This is a genomic window from Nocardioides luteus (genome assembly GCF_014648595.1).
GTDB lineage: Bacteria > Actinomycetota > Actinomycetes > Propionibacteriales > Nocardioidaceae > Nocardioides > Nocardioides luteus.
In genome coordinates, this window is the sequence record NZ_BMRK01000003.1 from 84960 (window position 1) to 110990 (window position 26031).

The window sequence follows — 26031 nt, forward strand, 5'->3', positions numbered from 1 at the left end:
CCTATGTCGTGACAGCACCCTTCAGTCGCGAAGTCCGGCTCGCACGAGCTCGTGCCTCCACGCGGTGCCGGTGTTGAAACCGGCTCCCAGATCGGGCAGCTCGGCCATGTCCTCCTCAGCCAGGTCCGCCAGCTCCCCGCCGGCGGCCGTGATTCTCAGCGAGAGCTCGGCGATGGTGTCAACACTGATTGCCTGGAGCACCGCCTGCTCTACGCTGACGCCGGCACTGGTGAGCCCGTGACCGCGCAGCAGCACCACCGGCCGGTCCCCCATCGCCTCGACCATCTCAGCGCCGAGCCGGTCGTTGCGGACCAGCACACCGCGCGGATAGACAGGCACGCCGCCGGCAGCCAGCCTGCACCCGGGTATGTCGAACGCGCCCACGATGGGTCGGATCGCGATCCCGGCCAGGTCGGCCGCCACCACCGAGGGCGGATGCGCGTGCACGACGGCCGAGACCTCCGGGCGCGTACGCAGCACGGCGCTGTGCAGCGGCAGCTCGTTGGGCACGGCGTAGCCGTCCAGCTCGCCGGGGGCCGCCTCGGATCCGTCCAGGTGGACCAGCCGGATGTCATCCGGGGACGTCCGGCCCAGCCCTCGCTCATCCTGGCCGCGGCAGCGGACCAGGATCAGGTCCTCCTCGACACGCAGGCTGATGTGGCCGAGGATGCCGTCGGCCAGCCCGCGTGCGGCCAGCACCCTGCAGGCGCCTGCGATCAGCTCACGCCCAGCGGCATGACTCGCTCTGCTCATGCTCGCACCCCGACCCGCGCAGCCTCGGGTGCGGCTCCACCATCCAGCTTGTCGACGACCTCTGCCAACAGTCGACCGGCCGCCATCGCCTTGCGGGTGGTGACCAGGGCCTTGGGCCAGTTGGCCACGGCCGCTCCGGTCAAGACACCGCCCTCGCCGCCATAGAGCACGACGAACCGGCCGGAGTTGGGATCCCCGAGGATCTGTCTGACTACGGCGGTCTCGTGACGACCGACGATCTGGATCTTCCAGTCGTACTGATCGGTCCAGACGTACTCGACAGCGCGATAGCTGGTCGGCTCTTCGGGGCGCATGATGTTGCGTGCTACGCAGAGGGCCTGGTCGACAGCGTTCGTCCAGTGCTCGGCTCGGACCAGCTCCCCCGTGCCTGCGTCCGTCCAGCGGCACACGTCGCCGACGGCGTAGACGTCGTCGACCCCCACTGCACGCAGGTGCTCGTCGCACACGACCCCGTCCTCGAGCCTCAGGCCCGACCCGTCCAGCCAGTCGGTGGCCGGCCGAGCGCCGATGCCGACGACCACCACGGCGGCCTTCAGGGCCGAGCCGTCGGTGAGGCGGAGGGTCAGGTCGCCCCGGGCGCCCGAGACCTCGTCCACCCCCACCCCGAAGTGGGTGATGACCCCGCGGTCGGCGTGGAGCCTGGCGAAGAACTCGCCGACCTCGGGATCGAACGAGCGGCTCATCGGAGTCGACACGAGGTCGATCAGGTGGGTCTCCAGGTCGAGTGCGCGGGCACTCGCCGCCACCTCGGCACCGATGAAGCCGCTACCGATGACGACGACCGGCCCTCCTGCGGCCAGCTCGGTTCTCAGCTCGGCGGCGCCGGCCAGGGTGCGCACCACGTGGACGCCCTGCCCTTGGAGGCCACCCCAAGGTCCCCAGCTGGCGGCCACCCCGGTGGCGATGACGAGCCCGTCGTACGTCTCGGCGACCCCGCCCGCAAGAGTGACCTGCTTGGCCTCGGCGTCCAGGCCGACGACCTCGACCCCCAGCCGCAGCTCGAGGTCGAGCTCGGAGGCCGTCTCCTCGGTGAGGAGGCGGATCTTCTCCGAGTCGGTCATGCCGAGCAGCAGGCCCTTGGAGAGGGGCGGCTTGTCATAGGGCAGCTCGCACTCCGCGTCGACGAGCACGATCCGCCCCGCGAAACCATCCGCGCGGAGCGCCTGAGCCGTGCGTACGCCGCCGACCGAGGCGCCGACGATGAGAATCTTGGCGACACTCATCCGTCGACGACCTGGAGCGCGTTGACCGGGCAGCTGCGGGCGGCTTCCTCCACGCGTGCTCGATCGGACTCCTCGATGTGCTCCTTGAGCAGCACCACGATCCCGTCGTCGTCGATGTCGTAGACATCGTCGGCCGCCACGACGCAGTTGGCGTAGCCCTGGCAGGCGCCGAAGTCGGCGGTCAGCTTGGCCATCGGTTCGCTCCTTCGAATCTGTTGGGTCTGTGCGTGATCAGCGCTTGACGGCGATGCCGCCGTCGGGATGGACGACGTCCCCCGTGATGCCGCGGGCGCGGTCGGAGGCGAGGAAGACATAGCTCCAGGCGTGGTCCTCACCGCTGAGCGCGACGCCGAGCGGGACTCGGCCGGCGAGCTCCTTCTCCCGGCCCGGGGTGTCGTCGAGGCGCTTGTCATTGAGCCCGAGGCTGTCGAGGCCGCGGAGGTCGGTGTTGAGAGTGCCGCCGGGAGCGACACCGTTGACCCGGATCTTCCTGGCGGCCAGCTCGTGGGCGAGCGAGGTGACCGCGCCGCGGACCGCGAACTTCGAGGGGACGTAGAGGATCCCGCCACGGCCCGGGTAGTAGGCCGATGTCGACTCGGTCAGGATGATCGACGTGCCGTGATCGCGGCCGGCCGCCTCCAGCGCCGGCAGGGCAGCCTTGACCGACATGAGGTGCGACTTCACGTTGATGTTGAACATCTCGTCGAACGCCGAGTCCAGCACGTCGGCGTCGAGCTCGCTGATCCCCTTGTAGAAGTCGAAGATGCCGACGCAGCTGACCAGGACGTCGAGACCGCCGAACGCGTCCACCGCGGCGGCGACCGCCTCCTGGTTCGCGGCGAAGGTGGTGGCATCCCCGGCGACGACAGGCATGTCGGGGTACGTCTCGGAGATCGCCTCGCACTTCTCCCGCGACAGCTCCAGCACGGCGACCCGCGCACCCTCGTCGAGAAAGGCGTCGACGACCGCACGGCCGATACCAGAGCCGGCTCCGACCACGAGCGCACGTCGGCCCTCGAGCCACCGGTTCATCGGTCTTCCTCCTCGGATCCGTTCGTCTCCTGGGCGTCCGGGATCAGCGGCGCCGCGATGTTGCCGACCATGGCCGACAAGGTGGCCTCGTTCTGCCAGGTCAGGGCCTCGAGCTCGAGCGGGTCGAGCGTGATCCACTGACCCGACTTCGGAGAATCGATGAGAAGCCGGGCGCCGTTGCGGGTGTTCACCCGCACGACTCGGATCTCGGAGAACTCGTTGGCGATCACGATCGGATCGCCGACCGCCATCTCCAGGAACTCCGCGCGTCGCCGGGCGGCCGACATCGCGGCGGCGCGGTCCTCGGACTCGCCTTCCCACTCCAGGTGGGGCCGTTCATCACTCATCATGACCTCACAGGAAGATGGCGAGGTTCTGCGTACGCAGAACCGACTCGTCGACGGCCAGGTGGCGGCGGGCGAGCAGCCAGCCGTCGCCGTTCCTGCGGAGCAGGTCCCGGCGGCCGGCCGAGACGATCGCCGGCTCGTTGATGTCGCCTCGACTCCGGAAGAGCAGCGTCGCCGACTCCACGACGATCTCGTCGTCGTTGTCGGTCGCGAAGGTGCGTACGTTCGTCACGAAGTGGCGCAGTCGCGACGGCGGGTCCTCGGTCCAGGCGTGCTCGGTCTCGAATCGGGCGACCCGACGGGAGAGCGAGTACTTGTTCTCGTCGAAGTGCGCCATCCCGGGCGCGGTGTCGTAGCCGGCGCCGAGGGCCGTGGTGACCTTGACCGGCATGTAGTAGTGGATGTCGTCGGCGAGCGTGGCCAGCCAGTCCTGGTAGCGCTGCTCGTCCAGGAGGTAGGTCTCCTCAACGATCCAGCGGTGGGCCGAGAGGTGCCGCGGGTCGTCGAAGGGGAGCGACTCGCCGACCTTCTCGGTCGTCGAGGCGTGCCCGGCGAGCTGGGAACGGCGGGCGTCGATCGGGTAGTGAGTGGTCATCGGTTCTGCTCCTCGCTGCAGCTCGTGCGGCCCTGCTCGCCGCGGATCGCTCCGCCCAGGCTGATGCCCTTCGCCGGCTCGGGCTCACGCTCGAGGTAGTCGGCCCACTTGCTCAGCAGGTTGCGCTGGCTGTACTCGCCGTAACCGACGTACGCCTTGCCCGGACCGGCGAACTGCTCCTTGGTGAGCGCCGGGACGACCTCGGAGCCGTCCATCTTCATGCCCATCCGGGAGTTGAGATGCAGGCGGCGAGCCATCGAGCCGGCCGCGGTGTTGGTCAGCGAGACCCAGTTCTCGACATCGTCCTGCTCGAACATTCCGGTCGACCCGAAACACATCAGGTAGGCCTTGTAGGAGAGGGCCTTGAACTCCTCCGGCGCGTTCTTGTCGACGATGAACCAGGACAGGACCTCGGTCTCGTTCTCGGAGATCGGCTGCCACTGCCGCAGCGAGATGAACGGGAGCACCTCGTCGGAGTCGGTGTCCTCGACCTTGGGCCAGTTGTGGACCAGGGAGATGTTCGGGAAGATCGACGCCGCCGAGATCATGAAGCCGTCCCGACCGATGACGTCGAGCTGGTCCTGCGACCAGCTCTCCTTCATCCGCTCGATCATCTCGGCCGGGTAGCCGACGTACGCGAGCCGCTCCTCGAGCGTGCCCGGGGGGAGCTTGTAAGTCGTGCCACCGCCGCTGGTCGCCCAGTAGGTGTTGCCGTCCTTCCGCTTCTCCGCCTTCGGCTCCCGGAAGAGACCGATCTCCACGACGCTCGTGTGGGTCTGGGGCGTGTGGTACATGTCGCCGGCGAAGTTCTCGGCGCCGATCTTCCAGTTGGCCTTCACCCGCCAGCGCTGCGGACCGCGGACCTCGACCCCGTCGGCGCTCTGCTTGGTGTAGTAGTCGAGGTAGAACTTGAAGTCCCCGAGGAAGTCCTCGAGCGGCTCGGCGTCGGGGTCGAGACTGATGAAGATCAGACCGTTGTAGGTGTCCATCGAAGGCGCTGGGAGCAGCGTCTGCCCCTTCTTCTTGAAGCCCTCCTCGCCACCGTAAGCCTCCTGGTGGAACGGCAGGCCGAGGATGCGGCCGTCGTTGCGGTAGCTCCAGCCGTGGTAAGGACAGCGGAAGTTGGACGCGTTGCCCATCTCCGCGCGGCACACCTGCATGCCGCGGTGCAGGCACATGTTGAACATGACGCGCACCTCGCCCTTGTTGTCGCGAGTCACGATGAACGAGTCCTCCAGAACGTGGCGCACGACGTAGTCGCCGACGTCGGGGATCTCGGACTCGTGCGCGAGGAACATCCAGGAGCGGTTGAACAGGCGGTCCCGTTCCAGCTCGAAGATCTCGCGGTCGTTGTACACGTGCGCGGGAATCATGCCCTCGCGCACGGCTTCGAACACCGCTGTCTGGTCTGCCATCGCTGCTCCTCTGTTTCTTCTGCCTTTCAGAGAGCGATTCTGCTAGAAAGAGAGTCGCAAGGCAAGAGAAGGGCGCTAGTTCTTCTATGCAGAGAAGAACTAGCTTGAGGTGACAGGCGCCGGATCTGCGCCTCGATCAGTCAGCCGATGTTGGCGCCGAGGAGGTCGCCGACGACGTAGGTCACCAGCATCGCCAGCAGACCACCGGCGACGTTGCGCAGGGCGGCCCGGAGGGGCGGGGCGTAGCCGAGGCGGGCGCTGGTCCAGCCGGTGACGGCGAGCGCGGCCGTGACGGCGAGCACCGTGGCCCAGATGCGGACGCTGTCGGGGAAGAGCATGATCGCCAGAAGCGGCAGCAGCGCCCCGAGCGTGAACGAGACCATCGAGGCGCCGGCGGCGGCCCACGGTGAGGAGAGGTCGTCGACGTCGATGCCGAGCTCGAGGGCGGCGTGGGCGCGCAGCGCGTCGCGCTCGGTGAGCTGACGGGCGACGTCGGCTGCGGTCTCGTCCTCGAGCCCGCGCTCGCGGAGGAAGCCCTCGAGCTCGGCCAGCTCCTCCTCGGGCATGTCCCGCAGCTCGCGGCGCTCCTTGGCGATCAGCGACTCCTCGGTGTCGCGCTGGGTCGAGACGGAGACGTACTCCCCCGCCGCCATGCTGATCGCACCGGCCACGACCGCGGCGACACCGGCGATGAGGATCGCGGTGTCGTCGGTGGTCGCGCCGGCCACACCCATGACCACGCCGGCCGTAGAGACGATGCCGTCGTTGGCGCCCAGGACGCCCGCGCGCAGCCAGTTGAGCCGATTGTTCAGGCCCTCGGCCCGCTCCTCGGCGTCTCCGTGGCCCGCGTGGGCACCGCCGTCACTGGTCGTGGTCACTCGTCACCGTCACTGGGTCACTCACTGGGGTCACTCACCGGTCACTGGGGTGCGTCGCTGCTGCTGCCCTTGTCGGGCGCGGGCTCCTGCGGGTTCTCGCAGTACTTGACCGAACCGGTCTTGCCACCGTGGTAGGAGTAGCTCTTCCCGCCGGCCTCGAGCACGATGCGTACGCCGTCGACGAGGGCCATCGAGTACATCTTCCCCGGCTCCGGGCAGCCCAGGCTGCCGTCGCGCCAGGTGACCTCGTCGTTGGAGACGACGGTGATCTCCTCGCTCTTCACTCCCTGACGCTTCGTCAGGTCGGCGATCGCGGCTGCGACGTTGGGGTCGTCGGGCGTCGGGCTCGATGAGGTGGGCACGTCAGACACGTTAGCGCCCGGATCCTTCGCCTCGGAGCCACATCCGGCAATGAACGGCGCCAGCGCGAGCGCCAGGACCGGCAGGACGTACGCCGTGCGGCGGACCCTGCGGCGCGTGCTCCTCTCGGCGCTCGCGGCGGTGGTCGTGGCGTTGCTCAAGGTGGTGGGGGTCATGTCCTTGGGTACGTGTGCCGTCCGAGGTTCGTTGCGCATGCTCAGATCCCGAAGCGCGTCGCACGCTCGCGGGTGACGCCGGCGCCGCGACCCGCGTCGGCCTCGGCGTCCCAGCTGTAAACCTCGGTGCCGGTGATGAAGACGCGCTCGGCCCGATGGTCGGTGTCCAGCGGGTCCCCGGACCAGATCACCACGTCGCCGTCGAGGCCAGGTGCGATCGCGCCGACGCGGTCGTCGAGACCGAGGAACTCGGCCGGGTTGGTGGTGATCGCGGCCAGGGCGGTGTCGCGCGGGAGGCCGTCGCGTACGGCGAAGGAGGCCTGGTGGACCAGGAAGTTGATCGGGATGACCGGGTGGTCGGTGGTGATCGCGACCCGGACGCCGGCGGCGGCCATGGCGGCGATGTTGCGGTTGGCCCGGTTGCGCACCTCGACCTTCGAGCGGGAGACGAACATCGGGCCGTAGATGACCGGGATGTCCTTCTCGGCGAGCACGTCGGCGAGCAGGTGGCCCTCGGTGCCGTGGTTGACCACGAGGCGGTAGCCGAACTCCTCGCTCAGCCGGATCGCGGTGGCGATGTCGTCCGCGCGGTGGGTGTGCTGGTCCCAGGCGAGCTCGCCACTGAGCACGCGGGCGAGGGTCTCCTTGCCGAGGTCACGCTCGAACGGCTCGCCGCGCTCGTCTGCGGCGGCCTTCTTGGCCGCGTAGTTCTGCGCCTCGACGAAGGCCATCCGAATGATGTTGGCGACGCCCAGCCGGGTCGACGGGGTCTTCTTCTGGTCGCCGTAGACGCGCTTGGGGTTCTCGCCGAGGGCGCTCTTGACCGAGACCGAGTCGGAGACGACCTGCTCGTCGATGGTGCGGCCGCCCCAGGTCTTCATCGCGAGCGTCTGGCCGCCGATCGGGTTGCCGGAGCCGGGCTTGATCACTGCCGTGGTCACGCCGCCGGCGAGGGCGTCACGGAAGCCCTCGTCCTCGATGTTGATCGCGTCGATCGCCCGCAGCGCCGCGCCGTCGGGGTTGGTCATCTCGTTGGTGTCGTCACCGGCCCAGCCCTCGCCCTGCTCGTGGGTGCCGATGTGGCCGTGGCCCTCGACGAAACCAGGGAGCAGCCACTTCCCCGCTGCGTCGATGGTGTCGATGCCGTCCGGGACCTCGACGTCGGCTCCGACCGCGGTGATCACCCCGTCCTCGATCACGACGGTGCCGTTCTCGATCGGCTCGCCCGAGACCGGGACGACGTACGCATGGGTGATGGCGACAGAGGAACGCTGAGTCATGACGGCCATCATGCCGGGCCCAGGTCGGTGGCGTGACGGAAGAGGTGGGCGTAGGCGCGAGCGGCGGTGACGAGCTCGTCGATCTCGACTCTCTCGTTCGGACGGTGGGCCTGCTCGGCGACGGAGCCGGGGCCGAGCACGACGGTCGGGATGCCTCGGGCCGCTACGAATCCGCCGTCGCACGCTGCGGTCCAGCCGGTGGGTGCGGCGGCGGGGGAGCCGGCCGCTTGGAGCGCGGTGGCGATCTTGTCGACGATCGGATCGTCGACACCGGTTTCGAAGCCGGGCATGTCCATGGTCATCTCGAGGTCGAGGGACAGGCCACGATCGTCGAGGGCGAGCTTCTCCAGGCGGCGCTCGACCTGCCCGAGCACGTCGTCGGCCGACTCGCCCGGGAGCAGCCGGCGGTCGGCCGTGATCCGACAGTGCGCGGCGACCGTCGAGGTCGCCTGGCCACCCTCGATGGTGCCGACGCTCCAGGTCGCCGGTCCGCAGAGCGGGTGCGGGTCGGCCGCCAGCTCGGCGTGCCAGCGCTCGATCTCGGTGACGACCTGCGCCATCCCGTGGATGGCGTTGCGGCCGTCGGCCGGGTTGCCGGAGTGGGCGGCCAGCCCGGTGAGCGTGATCTCGACGTAGGCGTCCCCGCGGGCCGCGACCACCGGCTGGAGGCTGGTCGGCTCGACGACCACGCAGGCCGAGTGGCTATTTGTCGACAAATCGCGGACGAAGTGACGGATGCCGAGGCCGAACTCCTCCTCGTCGACGAGGACGGCGAGCGTGATCGGGGGTTGGTCGGTGGCGTTGTCGATTGTAGACAATGCGACGATCGCTGCCGCCAGGCCGCCCTTGGTGTCGGCGCTGCCGCGGCCGTGCAGCCGCCCGTCGCGTACGTCTCCGGAGAACGGGTCGCCGGCCCAGCCGTCGCCGGGTGGGACCACGTCGGAGTGGCTCACCACCAGAAGGCCCGGGCCCGGGCCGTGGCCGACCTGCGTGATCAGGTTGACCCGGCCTGGCGCCACCTCCTCGAGGGTGACCTCGAAACCCCGTCGCCGGCACTCGTCAGCGAGCACCTCGACGGTCGCGCACTCCTCCCCCGGCGGGTTCTGACCCCGCGCGCGGACCAGCCGCTGCGCGAGCTCGACGACCTCCTCGGCATCCGGGCCCGCCGTCACCGCCCCTCCTGGAGGAGCCTGTCGACGGCTCGCCGGAGGCGGGCGACGCCTTCGGCGATCCGCTCGGGCGGGGTCGAGGCGAAGCAGAGGCGCATCGAGTGCGGGAAGAGGCCGCCGGGCGAGAACGCGTTGCCCGGGATCAGGGCGACCCCTTCGGCGAGCGCGACCTCGAAGAGTGCGGTGGTGTCGACCGGTGGGTCGAACGTGACCCAGAGGAAGAAGCCGCCGTCGGGGTCGGTCCAGGTGGCCCGGCCACCGAAGTGCGCGGTCAGCGCTGCGTGCATCGCCTCCTTCCGCTCCTTGTAGACAATCCTCTGATCGGCGACGTGGGCGTCGAACCCGCCCGAGTCGAGGAAACCGGCCAGCTGGCGCTGCGCCGGCAGGTTCGTGCAGGTGTCCATGGCCTGCTTGGCGTTGATCAGCAGCCGGCTCAGCGACGGGTCGGCGTCGACCCAGCCGACCCGCAGCCCCGGCGCCACGGTCTTGGAGAAGGTGCGCACCGAGAAGACCAGCGGGTCACCCTCGGCCAGCTCGTGCAGCGTGGGGAGCGGGTCACCGGCGAACCGCAGCAGGCCGTACGGGTCGTCGTCGATCAGCATCGAGCCCCACTCGCGAGCCAGCTCGATGAGCCGGATCCGGCGCTCGAGCGACAGCGTCGCGCCCGACGGGTTCTGGAAGGTCGGGATGGAGTAGATCGCCTTCGGACGACGGCCGGTGCGGCGTACCTCCGCCTCCAGCCGCTCCACGTCGAGACCCACCTCGTCCACCGGGATCTCGAGGAGATCGGCCGAGTAGGAGAGCGCGGTGGCGCTGCCGTTGGTGTAGGTCGGCGCCTCGACCACGACCAGGTCACCGGGGTCGGTGAAGAGCTTGTGGGCGAGGTCGAGACCCTGCATCCCGCCGGAGGTGATGGTCAGCCGGTCGGGCGTGGTCGCGTCGCTCGTGCCGGCGAGCTGCGCCAGCAGGGCCTCGCGCAGCGCCGGGTCGCCCTCGGTCGCCGCGTAGTCGAAGGCGTGCGACGCCAGCGGGATCGCCGACAGCGCCTCGGACGGGATGGCGTCCTGAGCCGGACTGCCCATCGCGAGGCGCACGATGTCGTGGGTCTGCCCGGCCAGCAGCGACGTGCTCGAGTCGATCACCGAGCCGACCAGGTGCTCGCTGCGTGCAGCCAGGGGCAACCGGGCTTCTGCGTGGATTGTCGACACTTGACGCTCCTATCCTTTGGCGATCACTCGTTGACGATCAGCTGACGCGGCATCTGGGTCAGCGGCTCGGGCAGGTGCTCGGTGACCAGGACCGACTCGGAGAGCTCATACGCCCAGCCGTCCATCCACATCCCGAGGATCACGTGGAACGCCATCCCCGGCTCGAGGACGGTCTGCTCCTCGGCCCGGAGACTGACGGTCCGCTCGCCCCAGTCCGGCGGGAAGCCGATGCCGATCGAGTAGCCGATCCGGGAGTCCTTGCCGAGCCCGTAGGAGGCGATCACGTCGGTGAAGGCGGCATGTACGTCCGCCCCGGCCGCCCCTGGCTTCATCGACCCGAGCGCGGCCTCCATGCCCTCTGCGGTCGCGGCGGCGCAGTCGAGGAGCTTCGCCGACGGTGGCCCGAGACAGACGGTGCGGGCGAGTGGAGCGTGATAGCGGTTGCGTACGCCGGCGAGCTCGATCGTGGTCGCCTCGCCACGCCTCAGGACCCTGTCGGTCCAGGTCAGGTGGGGTGTGTCGGCGCTGTCACCGGTCGGCAGCAGCGGCACCAGCGCGGGGTAGTCACCACCGACCCCGCCGACGCTGACCGTCTGCGCGGCCTGGATGTCGGCGACGACGTCGCACTCGCGCCGGCCCGACGTCACGCCCGCCAGCGCCGCGGTCATCGCCCGCTGGGCGACCGCGCCTGCGGCCCGCAGCTCGTCCTGCTCGGCCGGCGACTTCACCAGCCGCACCCAGTTGACCAGCTCCTCGCTGTCGACGATCCGGGTGCGCGGCAGCGCGCGCTGGACGGCCAGGAAGCCGCGCACCGGCAGGAAGTGGGCGTCGAGCTCCATCGCCAAGACCTCGTCAGGATTGTCGACAAATAGATTGAGCGCCCGCGCCTGGGCGGCGATGTGGTCGTACGGATGGACGTCGGGCCGGTGGACCAGCTCCTCCGGATAGGCGTGGATCCGCTCCTCCGGCAGCACAGCCGTGTTCGTCGCTCCGTGCGCATCCATGGCCCGGAGGAACACATGCAGCTCACCCTCAGCCGGCACCACCGCGCACTGCGGAACGTAGAACGACCAGGCGTTATAGCCCGTGAGGTAGTAGAGGTTCGCCGGGTCCGCCACCACCAGCGCCGACCAGCCCCGCTCCACCATCCGCTGCTGCACCTTCCGCAGCCGCTCCGCGTACTCCTCGGAGCCGAACACACTCACCACGCGAAAACCGTCCCTGCCATTCGGCCATGGTGACTGAGGCGCTGATTGTTGACAATAGACAAACCGAACATTTCGATCGGACGTAGCGTCGCCGAAACACCACGAAATGTTCAGGGCCTGGCGATGCGACTTCCCAGTACGAAACCGTCCCGGATGTGATGCGCTATAGGCGTACGCCGGGATCCCGAGCACGGGCCACCGGACACCATCTCGGGAGGACGCATGGCCAGCAGACGACTCGTTCGCAGTCTCATCTTGTTCCTGGGCGCCGTCACAGCGGCTGTGCCCGGCTCAGTCGCCTCGTCGCCACCGGCCTCAGCGACGAGCGGAGCCACCTACTATGTGCTGATCGGCGGCACCTGTGACAGCCCCGCGGATGTCTACCGCGACGAATGGCTGCGCGGCGGGATCCCCCTGCGCGTCCATTACCCCGCAGGTGGCCAGGGCACGTCGTGCCCCGACCAGACGCCGATGAACGAGAGCGTCCAGATCGGCCGGCGAAACGCGATCGACCTGATCCGGGCGAACTACAGCTCCGACTCCACCTACGTCGTGGTCGGCTACTCCCAAGGTGCGATCGTCGCCAACCTCGTCCTCAACGACCTAGCCGACGGCAACGTGCCCGGCGTGGACAAGTCGCGGTTCCGGGCCAAGCTGTATGCCGACCCGATGCAGCCCGCCGGACCGGCCGGCGCCGGCATCGGCGCGGTCGTGCCGGCAGGCGCGGGCGTGCCGTTCACCGGTTGGGTCTCCCCTGGCCCGGGACGCTCCGACTTCGGCGGCATCCCGTACATCCGGTACTGCATCGAGACTGACGGCATCTGCAACTTCGACGCGCCCCTCGGTGCGGGCCTGGGCGGCTACTTCGCCCAGCACTGGTGCTACCAGTGGGACCGGCCGACCGACCACCGCTCGATCATGGGCGACTCGATCGCTGACGGCGTCTACATCAACAACGCTCACCGGCTGGGTCGACAGGACTGCAGGCCGCCGTACCCGGTCTGACCGAGGCGGCCTGGCCTGCCACGGCGCCCTGCACGGACCTGACGCAGAAACGACCGCGGGAGACCCCCGTGGAGGGGCCTCCCGCGGCGTACGGGTCTCGACGAGCTCGACCCTCGAGGTCAGCTCAGAAGCCGAGGTCTCGGCCGATGAGCTCCTTCATGATCTCGTTGGAGCCGGCCCAGATCTTGGTGACGCGGGCGTCACGCCAGGCGCGGGCGACGCGGTACTCGTTCATGAAGCCGTAACCGCCGTGGATCTGGACGCAGTGGTCGAGGACCTCGGACTGCGCCTGCGAGGACCACCACTTGGCCTTGGACGCCTCGACGGGCGAGAGCTCGCCGCGGGCGTGGGCGGCGACGCACTTGTCGACGTACGCCTCGGCGACCTCGATCTGGGTGACCAGCTCGGCGAGCAGGAACTTGTTGTGCTGGAAGGCGCCGATGGACTGGCCGAAGGCCTTGCGGTCCTTGGCGTACTGCACGGTCTCGAGCAGGATCTGCTTGGCCTGCGCGATGTTGGCGACGGCGCAGGAGACGCGCTCCTGCGGGAGCTCCTCCATCATGTGGATGAAGCCGCGGTTGAGCTCGCCGATGATCTCGGCGTCGGTGACGCGTACGTTCTCGAAGAAGAGCTCGGCGGTGTCGGACTCCTCCATGCCGACCTTGTCGAGCTTGCGGCCGCGGGAGAAGCCCTCCTTGGTCGCCTCGATCGCGAAGAGGGTGATGCCCTTGGCGCCCTTCTCCGGGTCGGTGCGGACCGCGGTGATGACCAGGTCGCAGGAGTAGCCGTTGGTGATGAAGGTCTTGGAGCCGTTGATGACCCACTCGTCGCCGTCGCGGACCGCGGTGGTCTTCAGCGCGGCGAGGTCGGAGCCGCCGGACGGCTCGGTCATGCCGATGGCGAGCAGGATCTCACCGGAGGCCACGCCCGGGAGCCAGCGCTGCTTCTGCTCCTCGGTGCCGAGACGCACCAGGTAGGGAGCGGTGATGTCGGAGTGGATGCCGACGCAGGTCGGGTAGGCCGCGCCGATCTTGGCGAGCTCCTCGGCGAGGACCGCGTTGAAGCGGAAGTCCTCGGCGCCGGCGCCGCCGTACTCCTCCGGGATCGCGAGCCCGAGGAAGCCGTTCTCGCCAGCCTCCAGCCAGAACTCGCGGGGCAGCGCCTTGTCGGCGATGTGCTTGTCGGTGTGGGGCTTGACCGAACGCTCCAGCCACTGCTGGACGGAGGCTCGGAAGTCCTCGTGGTCTTCCTCATAGTGGTCGCGCTTCAGCATGACTCGGAGTCTACGACTCAGTGGTTACTCAGTGGTAACCCTCTCAGAATTCAGTCTTCCTGATCCGCACCGGCGTGAACCACGCGACCAGCAGCAACGCGGCCGAGACAGCCAGGCCGACGAGGAAGACGACGTGCAGAGCGGGAGCGAGTACGTCGGCCGGCAGCTCCTCCAGCGGCGGCACCTCTCCCCCGGCGTACTCACGACGGACCAGCCCGTTCGCGACCGCACCGAAGAGCGCGACGCCGAGCGCCGAGCCGACCGAACGCGCGAACATGTTGGACCCGGTCGCCACGCCGCGTACCTCCCAGTCCACGGCCGACCCGGCGGCGACCACGCCCGGGTTGACCGACCAGCCGAAGCCGAGGCCCAGGACGAAGCAGGGCAGCGCGAGGTGCCAGAACGACGAGCCCTCCCCGACCGTGGCCAGCACGACCTGACCGGCGATGACCAGCAGCGCACCGAGCGCGACCGCGGTGCGGAAACCTCGCGAGAGGTAGATCCGGCCGGCGGTCGACGCGGCGATCGGCCAGCCGATGCTCATCCCGGCGAGCGCGAAGCCGGCCACCAGCGCCGAGTGGCCGAGCACGCTCTGCGCGTACAGCGGGACGTACGTGGTGAGCCCGAGCATGATCACACCGACGGTCAGGCTGGCGGCGTTGGCGGGAGCGACCACGCGGTGGCGCAGCACCCACGGCGGCAGCACGGGGTCGGCGGCACGCCGCTCGACGAACGCGAAGGCGACGAGCGCTGCGACACCGATCGCGAAGATCGTGAGCGAGACCGGCGACAGCCATGCCCAGGCGTGACCGCCCTCGAGCAGCCCGAGCAGCAGCGCGATCCCGCCGACGGTGAGCAGCCCAGCGCCCGACCAGTCGATCCTGGTCGTCGGGGCCGGCTTGCGGACCTCGTGGAAGTGGCGCAGCAGCCACAGCGCGACCGCTCCGACCGGCAGGTTGATCAGGAAGATCAGCCGCCAGTCGAGGAAGTCGGCGAAGATGCCGCCGAGCGTCGGCCCGACGATGGCGGCGGTGGCCCAGACCGAGGCGACGTACGAGGTGGCGACCGCCCGCTCCTCGAGCGTGTAGATGTCGGAGACGATCGTCATCGCCATCGGCTGGATCGCGCCCGCGCCGATGCCCTGGATCGCGCGGAAGACGATCAGCGCGGTCAGCGACCACGCCAGCCCGCACAGCAGCGACCCGATCAGGAAGGCGACGACGCCGGCGACCATCACCGGCTTGCGTCCGAGCCGGTCGGCGACCTTGGCGTAGAGCGGCGTCGTGACCGCGGTGGCCAGGACGTAGATCGAGAAGAGCCACGGGAACTGCTCGAACCCGCCGAGATCCTTCACCACGCTCGGCACCGCCGTCGCCAGGATCGTCAGGTCGATCGCGACCAGACTCAGCGACACCATCACCGCGAGCAGGATCGGCCCACGTTCGCTACGTAGGCCGATGGAGCTGCGCGTGGGTCTGGTCGAGGTCGGCATGTTCTTCAGCAAGGTTCCCGACGGTTGTTTCATTCCGCTCGAGCGCTGGCGACGAAGGGCGCACGAGGCAAGTTGTTCTCACTTTTCACTGAAAAGTGAGAATAGCGAGGGCGTTGTTCTCACTTCTCCAGCTCGGCGAGGTCGAAGACCTCGTCGGCGGGAGGCTCCTCGACCTGGAAGTCCTTGTCGAAGTCAGAGAAGTTGAGCTCGCCGGAGCTGCCCTGGGTCCACTTCACGATCCGGTGGGGCTCGGAGGCGCGGACGAAGGTGGTGCTCTCGGTCTCGCCGTGGGTGACGTCGAGGCGTACGGCGGGGCCTTCGGCCGACATCGTCGGGCCGATCGCCTGGGCCTCGGCCTCGGCCGGGACCATCTGAGCGGTGAGGCTGTCGATGCTGCAGAAGGCGCGCACGCTGGCCAGCTCACCTTCGAGCGCGACCCACTTCTCGCCGACGCGCTTGGCGATGCGCTCGCCCTCGGCCTTGCTCGGCGCGATCGAGAGCCAGAAGTCCTTGTCGCCCTGGTACCAGGCCGACCCGGCGATGGAGCGCAGCGAGATCTCGCCCTTGCCGATGCTGACCGTGCCGACGCAGGTCTTCTCGGCGGAGACGTCGAGGTCGACGGTGATCTTGGTGCCCTTCGGGTCGAGCACGTCGCCCTCGACGTGGACGGTGTCGAGATCGTGCATCGCGGTGCGGGCGTGCTCGGCGATCTGGTTGCCGGGCTCCTTGGCGTACTCGCGAGCCTGCGACAGCGTTCCCTCCTCCTCGCCACAGCCGGCGAGAGCGCTGGTCAGCGCGATGATGAGGGCGGTCGTGAGCACGGCATGGCGAAACACGCGGCCTATCGTGACAGATATTACGAAGGGGTCAACGCGGGAGTCTCTGTACGTCGGCGACCCACTCGGGCACGATCGTCCCGGCCGGTCCCTGGCGGGAGTCGTCGAAGAGGTGCGAGGTCTCCGAGGAGTCCAGGTTGAGCTCGAGCGTCTTGGCCCCGGCGAGGGCGGCCATGCGTACGAAACCGGCGGCCGGGTAGACGGCACCGCTGGTGCCGATGGCGACGAAGAGGTCGGCCTCGAGGAGGGCCCGCTCGATCAGGTCCATGTCGTAGGGCATCTCACCGAACCAGACCACGTCGGGCCGCAGCATGGTGTTGCCACAGCCCGGGCAGGCGGGCGCACCGGCGAGGTCGTCGTCCCAGACGAACCGGCCCTGGCACCCTTCGCAGAGGGCCGAGAGGAGCTCGCCGTGCATGTGTACGACCCGGCGTGAGCCGGCGCGTTCGTGCAGGTCGTCGACGTTCTGGGTGACCACCAGCAGGTCGTCACCGAGGACCTGCTCGAGGCGGGCGAGCGCGAGGTGGGCCGGGTTGGGGGTCGCCGACCGCAGCTCCCGTCGGCGGGCGTCGTAGAAGCGGTGGACGGTCGCGGGCTCGCGCACGAAGGCCTCGGGGGTGGCGACGTCGTCGATGCTGTGGCCCTGCCAGAGACCGTCGGCGTCGCGGAAGGTCGCGAGACCGCTCTCTGCGGATATCCCGGCACCAGTGAGAACGACGACCTTCACGAGCATCCAGGTTAGCGAGGTCGGCGAGGCCTCCGCTGGCTTTGGCGCGGTCCAAGGGTATGGACTTTTACTGTAAAGGCCCCTTACTGTAACTCGCGTTCCTACAGTTCCCCACTCGGGAGGTCCCATGCTGACCAGACGATCTGTACTCGCCGCCACCTCTGCCGCCTTCGCCGTGCCGCTCCTCGGCGGGACCGGCTGGCAACCCGCCTCGGCCGCCACCCGGGCCATGCGCCCGCACGGCATCGGCGCCCAGGCAGCCATCCAGCTCCGCTTCGTCAACCAGACCGGCGCGTACGACAACGGCTCCATCCACTACTACATCGTCGGGACCAACCTGGCGACGGGCGAGCAGTCCCGGGTCACGCCGGAGGGCGCGCTCGTGCCCGTCTCCCTCTCCGACAACGGTGCCGACGGGTACGCCGACTACTCGATCCCGTTCTCGAGCAGCGGTGACACGCTCTCCCAGATCCCCGCCGACATGTCAGGCCGGATCTACTTCTCGCTCGGCGACAAGCTGAAGTTCAAGGTCAACGAGGGCAACGCGCTCGCCTACCCGGCGGCGTGGGTCGAGTCCGACCCGAGCTACGGGGTGCTGCACGACTGCGTGGAGTTCACCTACAAGGACGGCCGGATCTACTGCAACACCACCATGGTCGACATGTTCAGCGTGCCGCTCTCGATCTCGCTGACCGGTGAGGAGTCGCCGACCACCGGCACCCTCGTCGGCGGTGGCCGCCAGAAGATCTTCGACGCGATCTCGGCCTCGCCCGACTTCAGCTCTCTGGTCGTCGACGACCGGCGCATCATCGCGCCGGGTCACGGGCTGGACTCGGGAAGATTCTCTTCGTCGTACTTCGACTCCTACATCGACCAGGTGTGGTCGAAGTACGCCGGAGAGGACATGGTCGTCAACGCCAACAACACGACCTTCACGGGCCGGGTCAGCGGCGACCAGTTCGTCTTCGACAACGGGGTCAAGGCCTTCAGCCGGCCCTCGACCCGCGACGTGCTCTTCTGCGACGGCGCCCTGGCCGCGCCCAACGACGGCGTCACCGGTCCGGTCGCGGCCGTGCTCGGTGCCGGCTTCAACCGCACCACGCTGCTCGCCTCCGCCAACCAGCCGACCGACGACCCGGGCGGCTTCTACGGGGGCACGCCGAACCACGTCTACAGCAAGGCGCTGCACGACAACACGGTCGACGGGAAGGCGTACGGGTTCGCCTTCGACGACGTCGGCGGGTTCGCTTCGTATGTCGAGGACAACGCCTCCGAGATGGCGGTCACGCTCACCCCGTTCTGAGGCTCGTCCCCTCTATCGGGGATCGTCGGTCAGTCGCCTCCACCACGCCACGAGGGCTCGTACGGTCGCTACATGTCGTACGTGGTCCTCGTGGCGTGGCTCGTCCAGGCGGCCGCCGGCGCGGTGCTGCTGACGGGCTGGCTCCGGCACGGGCGCGTCTACCCGCGGATCGTCCTCACCCACGTCGCCATCTCCGTCATCGCCGTCGCCTGCTGGATCACGTACGTCCTGACCGACCGGGTCCTGTGGGGCTGGGTCGCGTTCGGTCTCCTCAACATCGGCAACGCGCTGGGCGACACGATGCTGCTGCGACGTACTCGACGGCTCGGTGGCAGCCACCTCTCGACGATCAACGCCTACAAGCTCGCCGTCCGCTCGATCTTCAAGCGCCGGCTGCCGGTGCGGGTCGGCTTCCACGCGATCTTCGCCGGGGTCGTCTACTTCTCCTCGTTGGCCATCTGTCTCGTCGACACGTTCGGCTAGGTCGTTTCTCCTGCCGGCGTCGTCCGCGGCCGGGATACTGACGCCCATGGGTGCGGGTGGAGCGGTCGTGATCATCGTCCTGGGAGCCGTGCTCCTGGGCTTCGTCCTGCTCGCGGTCGTGCTCCTCGTGGCTTCGCTGGTGGCGCGGACGGCGGGGAAGAACCCCCGCCCGCTGCTGTGGACCGGGCTCGGGGTGCTCGCGATCCCGGTGGTCGCCATCGGCGGTCTTGTTGTCTTCGCCCAGCTCGACAGCGACCCGGACACCATCGAGCTCGACCTGCGCGAGCCCGTCCGGTTCTCCAGCCTCCCCGATGACGGCGAGTCGTTCCCCGGGATGCGCGACTACGACAGCGAGCGGATCTCGCTGGTGCTGCCCGACGGGCGGTCGTTCGAGGCCGAGGTCGACGGGGTCCTGATCTCTTCCGAGAACGGGTACGTCACGCGGATCTCGTTCGACCGGCGGGCTCGTGAGGACGGTGAGGCCGAGGCGCTCTACCGGGACTGGCGTGAGGGCGTCGGCGGGGCCGGCGTCGTGGAGGTCGAGCCGGACTACTCGGATCACGGGCGGGTCCGTGGGGAAGTGCTGTCGGCCTCTGCTCCGTGACCGGCTTGATGCTCGGATGGTGAGACGGATCAGGGGACTGGACGGGCACTTTGTGGACTTGTGGGGTGTTTCAGTGCCCGTCAAGTCCAGGGATACCCGGTCGACCGGGTATCCCTGGGGCCCGGGTCACCGACCCAGCCGGCGCAGCCGCACCATGGCCAGCGGCAGACAGACCGCGATGATGGCGACCGGCCAGGCGACGGCCATCGTCATGGCATGCTCGCCGACCCAGGTCGTGGCCGGGACGACGCCGTTGCCGAAGAGCTCGCGGGTGGCGATGACGGTGGACGAGAGCGGGTTCCAGGCGGCGGGGATGCTGAGCCAGCCCGGCATCAGGTCGGTGGGCACGATCGTGTCGGCGACCATGGCGAGCGGGAAGACGAGGGCGAAGTACTTCATCGCCGCCTCCGGCCCGCTGACCAGCAGGCCGAGCAGGATGCCGACCCAGGAGAAGGCCAGGCGCAGGAGGACCAGCAGTCCCAACGCTGCGACCACTCCCCCGAGGCCGAGATGGGCCTGCCAGCCGAACAGCGTCCCGAGCGCCAGCAGGATCCCGAGCTCGACGACGGCCAGGATCATGTCGGCCAGGGCCCGTCCGGCGAGCACCGCCACCGGCGACATCGGCAGCGACCGCATCCGGTCGAGCACCCCGCCGCGTACGTCCTCGGCGACCGAGATCGTGGTGTTGCCGATGCCGAAGGCCATGGTGAGCGCGAAGAGGCCGGGGAGGAGGAACTCGCGGTACTCCGCGCCCGGCACGTCCATCGCGACCCCGAAGGCCTCCCCGAAGACGAAGCCGAACATGGCCACCGCCATGACCGGGATCATCAGGGTGCCGAGGAGCTCGTCGGGGCGGCGTACGAGATGGAGCAGGTGCCGCCTGGCGACCACCCAGGTGTCGACGATCGCCCACGTGATGCGTGATCCGTGGACGGTGCTCGCGTCGGTCACAGTGGTCATCTCAGGCCCCCTCGGTGATGAGCAGGAACGCCTCGTCGAGGTCGCGACCACCGACGCTGGCCTTGAGCTCCTCGGGCGAGCCCTCGGCGACCACGCGACCGCGGTCGACCATCGTGATGCGTGAGCACAGCCGGTCGGCCTCCTCCAGGTACTGCGTGGTGAGCAGCACCGTCGTCCCCGACGAAGCCAGCTCGCGGACCGCGTCCCAGACCTCGATGCGGCTGCGCGGGTCGAGGCCGGTGGTCGGCTCGTCGAGGAAGAGCACCCGCGGGCTGCGGATCAGGCTGACGGCGAGGTCGAGCCGCCGGCGCATGCCGCCGGAGTAACCGCGCACCGGACGACCGGCGGCCTCGACGAGGTCGAAGCGCTCGAGCAGCTCGTCGGCTCGCTGCCGCGCGGCCTTCGCCCGCATCCGGTGCAGGCGGGCGAACATCTCCAGGTTCTGCCGACCGCTGAGGACACCGTCGACGGCGGCGTACTGCCCGGCCACACCGATCCGCGCCCGCACCCCCGCGCGGTCGCGGGCCACGTTACGGCCGGCGACCCACGCCTGGCCCGCGTCGAAGCCGGCGAGGGTGGCCAGGATACGTACGGTCGTGGTCTTGCCGGCGCCGTTCGGGCCGAGCAGACCATGGACCGTGCCGGCCGGGACGGCGAGGTCGATGCCGTCCAGGGCGGCGCCGCGGCCGGGGTAGCTCTTGCGCAGACCCTGGGTCCAGATGGCGGGTTCGTCGGTGATCATGCTGCCTTCTCCATGTCTTCTGCAGTGATGTCTGCTGCGGCGATGTGCCGAGCGATCGCCCGGCGTTCGGTGGGCGAGCTCGTCGAGACCACGCCGGCCGGGGTGACCTCGGCATAGCGGCCGAGCGAGATCCGCGCGACGTTGAGGAGCGACTCGCTGCCCTCGGCGTAGTAGCCGCAGTGGCCGGGGATGTCGCCGGTGCCGAAACGGGTCGCCCCGATCTCGCGGTGGAGCGGGCTACGGCCGAGGCCGTAGCGACCGACCCGCAGCTGCGGGATGAGCCGGATCCGGTCGGTCTCGCCGTACGCGGCCCAGAGCCGCGTGCGCGAACCGAGCTCCGAGCGGCGCATCACGCCCATGCCGGGGCTGCCGAGCGCGACGTAGTCCTCGGCGCGGGCGACGGCGAGTGCCAGGCCGGCGACGGTGGAGCCGTAGCTGTGGCCGACCAGGGTGATGTGGGCCGAGCGCGGCAGGTAGCGGGTCAGCCGGGCCAGGTCGCTCGCCCCGGCGTAGGCCGGTTCGTTGGTGATCGCGTTGTACCACTCCGGCGGCGAGTGGTAGCCCAGCCAGACGACGACGGCCGAGCGGCTCTCCGGCGCGAGCTCCTGCATCGTACGCAGCAGCAGCTGGCCGCGGGAGCGGGGCGAGTGGGCCTCGGTGCTGGTGAAGTAGTTGCCGAGATGGTGGCCGTTGCCGGGCACCAGAACGGCGATGTGGTCAGCGGTCGCGACGTCCCCGAAGGCCTCGACGACGCGGGCGCCTCCGGGCGGGTCGGAGGCGAGGATGGTGGGTCCGATGCTGGCATCGGCGGCCTCGTTGAGGCCGTATCTGAGCGGCGTCACAACTGTCATGGCTGTGACGGTAGGAAGCAGGTTTCCCGTCGCGCGTCACTCTGCGGAGCCATTCGCCCCGATACCGGGGTAGTAGGGGACGCCCCCTACCTGACCATGACCGGTGGTCGAGCCGGTCGAGACCCGGGGCGGACGGATCAGACGTGCGGGGCGACCAGACCGCTCTCGTAGGCGAAGACGACGGCCTGGGCGCGGTCGCGCAGCCCGAGCTTGCCGAGGATGCGGCTGACGTGGGTCTTCACGGTCTGCTCGGCGAGGAACAGCTCGGCGGCGATCTCGCTGTTGGAGCGGCCGCGGGCGATGTTCTCCAGCACCTCGCGCTCGCGCTCGGTGAGCTGCTTGAGGCGCGGGTCGGCCCGGCGACGGCGCGGAGCGCGGGCGAACTGGGCGATCACCTGGCGCGTCACCGACGGCGAGAGCAGGGCCTCGCCGGCGTGGACGACGCGGATCGCGGAGGCGAGCTCGTCGGGCGAGGCGTCCTTGAGCAGGAACCCGCTGGCGCCGAGGCGCAGCGACTCGTGGACGTACTCGTCGGCGTCGAAGGTGGTCAGCATGACCACCTTGACCTGGGCGGTGGCCGGGTCCCCGGACAGCTGGCGAAGCGCCTCGATCCCGTCCATCACCGGCATCCGGACGTCCATCAGCACCACGTCGGGATGCGTACGCCGCACCACCTGCAGCGCCTCGGCGCCGTCGGGCGCGGTGCCGACGACCTCGATGTCCGGCTTGGTGTCGAGCAGCGCCACGAAACCCGAGCGCACCATCTCCTGGTCGTCGACGACCACGATCTTCACCGTCACGAAGTCTTCCTACCGCGTTTGGAGCGAACTCGCACCGCCGTTTGCGTCGGCAGCCGGGCCTCGACGACGAACTGTTCCTCACCGTCGGCGCCGGCGGTGAGGCTGCCGCCGACCGCGCCGGCACGCTCGCGCATTCCGATCAGCCCGTGCCCACCGGTCTCCTTCTCCGACAATGGGGCCGCGGCTCCGTCGAGCGCGTTGGCGACCCGGATCTCGAGGTCGCCCTCCCCCGTGGCCAGGTCGACGGTCACCGGCTCCTCCGGAGCGTGGCGGCGGGCGTTGCTGAGTGCCTCCTGCACGATCCGGTAGGCCGCGGTGCCGACCTCGGGAGCCAGGTCGTCCGGCCCGGGGAGGTCGCCGTGCACCTCGACCCGCTGACCGGTCCCGCGGGCGGAGTCGAAGAGCTCTGGCAGACCGTCCACGCCAGGCACCGGGACCCGGCCCGACTGCCCCTCCTCCGTACGCAGCACGTCGAGCACCCCGCGCATCTGCCGCAGCGCCGAGGCCGCCAGGTCGGCGATCTCGGCGAACTCGGCCTCCGCGGCCGGGCTGACGTCGTCGACCCGGTGGGGCGCCGACCTGGCCTGCACGGTGATCAGCGACATGTTGTGGGCGATCACGTCGTGGAGCTCACGGGCGATGCGGGCCTTCTCCTCGACGACCGAGCGGCGCTCGTGCTCGACGCGCAGAGCGCTGCGCGACTCCGAGAGCCGCCGGGCGACCGTCGCGAGCGCGCAGATCAGCAGCGCGAGCAGGGCGAAGTTGGCCACCGAGCCCAGCGAGGAGAGGAAGGGGTTCTTCCATGCCAGTCCCAGGATGGCCAGCGCGACACCGGCAGCCACCTGGATGCCCAGTGTGATCGCGGCCAGCCGCCACCCGGCGACCAGGGTCACGATGAGCAGCACCAGCAGCTGGATCAGCGTCGGCGGCGCCACCATCCACGGCCAACCGGGAAGCCCCTCGCCGGCGAACGCAACAGCCGCCACGGTCACCGCGACCAGCGACAGGCCGGCCGCCTCGACCGGACGGCGCAGCGCCAGCGGGATGCAGGCCGCGTGGGCGAAGCCGAGCAGGAGCGCGATCCCGCCGGTGACGTGGTAGGCGTCGCCCAGCACCGCAGCCTGCACGATCCCGAGGATCGTCGCGGCGACGTACAGCGCCAGACGACCGCGCCCGGTCCACGTCTTGAGCATGCTTTCAGTAAACCAGCGGGCTGTGTGCGACGCACCCGCTCACCGGCCTCCCCGACGGTGCCCGCCGCGACGCACGCAGCGGGCACCGGGGTGGGGGAATCAGGAAGCGTCGACCAGCTCGCGGGAGCTGGTCTCCCCGAGCCGGAGCAGGGAGAAGACGCTGAGGAGACAGAAGGCCGCGATGACGGTCGACAGCATGACCGTCCCGGCGCCGGCCTTCTGGAGCGAGGCGAACAGCAGCGGCGAGAAGCCCGCGCCCATGCCTGCGAGCTGGTAGCCGAGCGAGGCGCCGGTGTAGCGCGAGGAGGTCTTGAAGACCTCGCTCATCAGCGCCGCGAGCGGGCCGTAGAACGCGGCATGGATGACCGACTGGCCGAGGATCACGGCGAGGAAGAGCAGCGCGACGCTGCCGCTGTCGAGCATCGGGAAGAGCAGGTAGGCGAAGACCGCGGTCGCGATCGCAGCCGAGAGGACGACCGGGCGCCGGCCGACGCGGTCGGTGAGTGCGGACCAGCCGAGGATGCCGATCACGGCACCTGCCGAGGAGACCGTCAGCGCGTTGAGCACCGTGGGCCGCTCGAAGCCGGCGCCGAGAGCGTAGGAGATCAGGAAGGTGGTCAGGGTGCCCTGCACCACGAAGGCGCCGAGGCCGACGCCGACGGCCAGCAGGAGCGTACGCGGGTGGTTGCGGAGGACCTCGAGCAGCGGCGTGCGCGACTCGGCCTTGCTGTCCTTCATCTTCTCGAAGGCGGGCGACTCGGTGACGCTGAGCCGGATCCACAGGCCGACCGCGAGCAGCACGATGCTGAGCAGGAACGGCACGCGCCAGCCCCAGGCCAGGAACTGCTCGGGCGTTGTGACCGAGGCCATCACCGCCATCACTGCGGTGGAGAGCACCATGCCCGCGGGCGCACCGGCGTTGGTGAACGAGGCCCACAGCCCGCGTCGGGACGTGGCGTGCTCGGCGGTGATCAGCACCGCGCCACCCCACTCGCCGCCGACCGCGACACCCTGGATGACGCGCAGCAGGACGAGGAGCACCGGCGCGGCCGCGCCGATCTGCCCGTACGTCGGGAGGCAGCCGATCAGGAAGCTGACCACACCCATGATGAGCATGGTCATGACCAGCATCTTCTTGCGGCCGAGCCGGTCGCCGAAGTGGCCGAAGACCACGCCCCCGAGCGGGCGCGCCAGATAACCGGCCGCGAAGGTGCCGAAGGATGCGATGGTGCCGGTCACCGGGTCGAGGTTGGAGAAGAAGACCTCGTTGAAGACGACCGCCGAGGCCGTGGAGTAGAGCAGGAAGTCGTAGTACTCGATCAGGCTGCCCGTGAAGCTGCTGGCGACGATCTTGCCCATCTTCGTGCGTGGGCCGGTCGTGTTTCCGCCGGAGGTGAGGGTCATGGGGGACTCCGTTCAGGGTTCCTGTTTATCAGGATTCCTGCCAATTGTGGGTGACGCGCATCACGTCGTCAACCCACCACGGGGTCCAGGACCGGGATCGCCGGTCTGTGTCAGCGCTCCTTGCGCTCGGCCCGCAGGCGGACCGCCTCTCGTTCGGTGGCCTCGTCACCGAAGTAGCCGCCGGCCAGCACCTCGGCGGCGTGGTGGAGCGAGGAGAGGAGGAGACCGCGCTCGGCCGGCGGCATCCCCGCGTAGATGCGGTCCTCGACCGCGATCATCTCCGCCAGGCAGGCGTTGAGCTTGGCCATGCCCGCATCGGTGGGACGCGCGAGCCGGATCCGCCGGTTGTCGGGGTGCGGGGTGCGCTCCACGAGGCCACGCGAGACCAGGTCGGAGAGAACGAGATGGGCGGCCTGCGAGGAGACGAACATCAGCCGCGCGAGGTCGGCGTTGGAGCGCGGCACCTGGTCGCTCAGGATCAGCAGCATCCGATACTCGGAGACCGAGATCGACTGCCTCGCGGCGATCAGCTCGGTCGCCCGCTGGAGCGCCCGCGCGAGCCGCTGGGAGACGTACTCGATGCGCGAGAACGCCGCCGTGGGGAGCCGCTCCGGACCGACGGGCGGCGCGGGGCGCGGCGGCGTCGTTGGCTCTTCGGACATGGGGTGGACCACTTTCACATCGAGACGAGGG

At 69.5% G+C, this 26031-nt stretch carries 28 protein-coding genes; 4 read left to right on the forward strand and 24 right to left on the reverse strand.

Features of this window, described 5'->3' with window-relative positions:
• Positions 1 to 21: 21 nt before the first annotated feature.
• The 13 genes from phtC to IEY81_RS04930 all read right to left on the reverse strand — a co-directional run bounded on the left by phtC (position 22) and on the right by IEY81_RS04930 (position 11665).
• Positions 22 to 753 (reverse strand): 3,4-dihydroxyphthalate decarboxylase, encoded by a 732-nt coding sequence (gene phtC, locus IEY81_RS04870; protein WP_189117339.1) that lies wholly within the window; start codon positions 751 to 753, stop codon positions 22 to 24.
• Positions 750 to 1997, reverse strand: a complete 1248-nt coding sequence (locus IEY81_RS04875; protein WP_189117340.1) for an NAD(P)/FAD-dependent oxidoreductase — start codon at positions 1995 to 1997, stop codon at positions 750 to 752. Before IEY81_RS04875 ends, phtC begins: the two co-directional genes overlap by 4 nt.
• Positions 1994 to 2191 (reverse strand): ferredoxin, encoded by a 198-nt coding sequence (locus IEY81_RS04880; protein WP_189117341.1) that lies wholly within the window; start codon positions 2189 to 2191, stop codon positions 1994 to 1996. Before IEY81_RS04880 ends, IEY81_RS04875 begins: the two co-directional genes overlap by 4 nt.
• Before the next feature lie 37 nt (positions 2192 to 2228).
• A complete protein-coding gene (gene hcaB / locus IEY81_RS04885; RefSeq protein ID WP_189117342.1) occupies positions 2229 to 3029 on the reverse strand; it encodes a 3-(cis-5,6-dihydroxycyclohexa-1,3-dien-1-yl)propanoate dehydrogenase in 801 nt (266 codons plus the stop codon).
• Positions 3026 to 3376 carry a hypothetical protein gene (locus IEY81_RS04890; RefSeq protein WP_189117343.1) on the reverse strand — a complete coding sequence of 117 codons (351 nt, stop codon included), beginning with the start codon at positions 3374 to 3376 and terminating at the stop codon, positions 3026 to 3028. Before IEY81_RS04890 ends, hcaB begins: the two co-directional genes overlap by 4 nt.
• A gap of 7 nt (positions 3377 to 3383) precedes the next feature.
• The gene (locus IEY81_RS04895) at positions 3384 to 3971 is read right to left on the reverse strand and encodes a 3-phenylpropionate/cinnamic acid dioxygenase subunit beta (RefSeq protein ID WP_189117344.1); all 588 of its coding nucleotides are present in this window, start codon (positions 3969 to 3971) and stop codon (positions 3384 to 3386) included.
• Positions 3968 to 5386, reverse strand: a complete 1419-nt coding sequence (locus IEY81_RS04900; RefSeq protein ID WP_189117345.1) for a Rieske 2Fe-2S domain-containing protein — start codon at positions 5384 to 5386, stop codon at positions 3968 to 3970. Before IEY81_RS04900 ends, IEY81_RS04895 begins: the two co-directional genes overlap by 4 nt.
• 140 nt (positions 5387 to 5526) lie before the next feature.
• Positions 5527 to 6264 carry a VIT1/CCC1 transporter family protein gene (locus IEY81_RS04905; protein WP_229787356.1) on the reverse strand — a complete coding sequence of 246 codons (738 nt, stop codon included), beginning with the start codon at positions 6262 to 6264 and terminating at the stop codon, positions 5527 to 5529.
• Positions 6265 to 6305: 41 nt separating this feature from the next.
• Entirely contained in the window at positions 6306 to 6839 is a 534-nt protein-coding gene (locus IEY81_RS04910) for a DUF8738 domain-containing protein (protein ID WP_189117346.1), read from the reverse strand.
• A 2-nt stretch (positions 6840 to 6841) separates the two neighbouring features.
• Positions 6842 to 8080 carry an amidohydrolase gene (locus IEY81_RS04915; RefSeq protein ID WP_189117347.1) on the reverse strand — a complete coding sequence of 413 codons (1239 nt, stop codon included), beginning with the start codon at positions 8078 to 8080 and terminating at the stop codon, positions 6842 to 6844.
• A gap of 8 nt (positions 8081 to 8088) precedes the next feature.
• A complete protein-coding gene (locus tag IEY81_RS04920) occupies positions 8089 to 9252 on the reverse strand; it encodes a M20 family metallopeptidase (protein ID WP_189117348.1) in 1164 nt (387 codons plus the stop codon).
• Positions 9249 to 10457 (reverse strand): aminotransferase-like domain-containing protein, encoded by a 1209-nt coding sequence (locus tag IEY81_RS04925; protein WP_189117349.1) that lies wholly within the window; start codon positions 10455 to 10457, stop codon positions 9249 to 9251. Before IEY81_RS04925 ends, IEY81_RS04920 begins: the two co-directional genes overlap by 4 nt.
• Before the next feature lie 23 nt (positions 10458 to 10480).
• Positions 10481 to 11665: a M24 family metallopeptidase gene (locus tag IEY81_RS04930; RefSeq protein ID WP_229787358.1), complete on the reverse strand. Its 1185-nt coding sequence runs from the start codon at positions 11663 to 11665 to the stop codon at positions 10481 to 10483.
• Positions 11666 to 11887: 222 nt separating this feature from the next.
• Here IEY81_RS04930 and IEY81_RS04935 point away from each other — a divergent pair, with 222 nt between their 5' ends.
• On the forward strand, positions 11888 to 12670 hold the full coding sequence (locus IEY81_RS04935; RefSeq protein WP_189117350.1) for a PE-PPE domain-containing protein: 783 nt from the start codon (positions 11888 to 11890) through the stop codon (positions 12668 to 12670).
• 124 nt (positions 12671 to 12794) lie between these two features.
• Here the strand turns inward: IEY81_RS04935 and IEY81_RS04940 are convergent, their stop codons facing one another.
• The 4 genes from IEY81_RS04940 to IEY81_RS04955 all read right to left on the reverse strand — a co-directional run bounded on the left by IEY81_RS04940 (position 12795) and on the right by IEY81_RS04955 (position 17004).
• The gene (locus IEY81_RS04940) at positions 12795 to 13943 is read right to left on the reverse strand and encodes an acyl-CoA dehydrogenase family protein (RefSeq protein ID WP_373292218.1); all 1149 of its coding nucleotides are present in this window, start codon (positions 13941 to 13943) and stop codon (positions 12795 to 12797) included.
• A 43-nt stretch (positions 13944 to 13986) separates the two neighbouring features.
• Entirely contained in the window at positions 13987 to 15360 is a 1374-nt protein-coding gene (locus tag IEY81_RS04945) for an MDR family MFS transporter (protein WP_229787432.1), read from the reverse strand.
• Positions 15361 to 15554: 194 nt separating this feature from the next.
• Positions 15555 to 16271: a hypothetical protein gene (locus tag IEY81_RS04950; protein WP_189117351.1), complete on the reverse strand. Its 717-nt coding sequence runs from the start codon at positions 16269 to 16271 to the stop codon at positions 15555 to 15557.
• Positions 16272 to 16302: 31 nt separating this feature from the next.
• Positions 16303 to 17004, reverse strand: coding sequence for an NAD-dependent deacylase (locus IEY81_RS04955; protein WP_189117352.1), 702 nt, complete (start codon positions 17002 to 17004; stop codon positions 16303 to 16305).
• A 121-nt stretch (positions 17005 to 17125) separates the two neighbouring features.
• On the opposite strand from IEY81_RS04955, the gene IEY81_RS04960 reads away from it, so the two are divergent.
• The 3 genes from IEY81_RS04960 (at position 17126) to IEY81_RS04970 (ending at position 19388) form a co-directional block, all read left to right on the forward strand.
• Entirely contained in the window at positions 17126 to 18301 is a 1176-nt protein-coding gene (locus IEY81_RS04960; protein ID WP_189117353.1) for a beta-1,3-glucanase family protein, read from the forward strand.
• Between the two features lie 72 nt (positions 18302 to 18373).
• The gene (locus IEY81_RS04965; RefSeq protein WP_189117354.1) at positions 18374 to 18784 is read left to right on the forward strand and encodes a hypothetical protein; all 411 of its coding nucleotides are present in this window, start codon (positions 18374 to 18376) and stop codon (positions 18782 to 18784) included.
• 46 nt (positions 18785 to 18830) lie between these two features.
• The gene (locus tag IEY81_RS04970) at positions 18831 to 19388 is read left to right on the forward strand and encodes a hypothetical protein (protein ID WP_189117355.1); all 558 of its coding nucleotides are present in this window, start codon (positions 18831 to 18833) and stop codon (positions 19386 to 19388) included.
• 126 nt (positions 19389 to 19514) lie between these two features.
• Here the strand turns inward: IEY81_RS04970 and IEY81_RS04975 are convergent, their stop codons facing one another.
• The 7 genes from IEY81_RS04975 to IEY81_RS05005 form a co-directional block, all read right to left on the reverse strand.
• The gene (locus tag IEY81_RS04975; RefSeq protein ID WP_189117356.1) at positions 19515 to 20348 is read right to left on the reverse strand and encodes an ABC transporter permease; all 834 of its coding nucleotides are present in this window, start codon (positions 20346 to 20348) and stop codon (positions 19515 to 19517) included.
• Between the two features lies 1 nt (position 20349).
• Positions 20350 to 21090 (reverse strand): ABC transporter ATP-binding protein, encoded by a 741-nt coding sequence (locus IEY81_RS04980; RefSeq protein WP_189117357.1) that lies wholly within the window; start codon positions 21088 to 21090, stop codon positions 20350 to 20352.
• Positions 21087 to 21941, reverse strand: a complete 855-nt coding sequence (locus IEY81_RS04985) for an alpha/beta hydrolase (RefSeq protein ID WP_189117358.1) — start codon at positions 21939 to 21941, stop codon at positions 21087 to 21089. Before IEY81_RS04985 ends, IEY81_RS04980 begins: the two co-directional genes overlap by 4 nt.
• A 137-nt stretch (positions 21942 to 22078) precedes the next feature.
• The gene (locus IEY81_RS04990; RefSeq protein ID WP_189117359.1) at positions 22079 to 22741 is read right to left on the reverse strand and encodes a response regulator; all 663 of its coding nucleotides are present in this window, start codon (positions 22739 to 22741) and stop codon (positions 22079 to 22081) included.
• Positions 22738 to 23934, reverse strand: coding sequence for a sensor histidine kinase (locus IEY81_RS04995; RefSeq protein ID WP_189117360.1), 1197 nt, complete (start codon positions 23932 to 23934; stop codon positions 22738 to 22740). The genes IEY81_RS04990 and IEY81_RS04995 overlap by 4 nt, the downstream gene beginning before the upstream one ends.
• A gap of 99 nt (positions 23935 to 24033) precedes the next feature.
• Entirely contained in the window at positions 24034 to 25338 is a 1305-nt protein-coding gene (locus tag IEY81_RS05000; RefSeq protein ID WP_189117361.1) for an MFS transporter, read from the reverse strand.
• Positions 25339 to 25448: 110 nt separating this feature from the next.
• Positions 25449 to 26000 carry a MarR family winged helix-turn-helix transcriptional regulator gene (locus IEY81_RS05005; protein WP_189117362.1) on the reverse strand — a complete coding sequence of 184 codons (552 nt, stop codon included), beginning with the start codon at positions 25998 to 26000 and terminating at the stop codon, positions 25449 to 25451.
• Positions 26001 to 26031 lie beyond the last annotated feature (31 nt).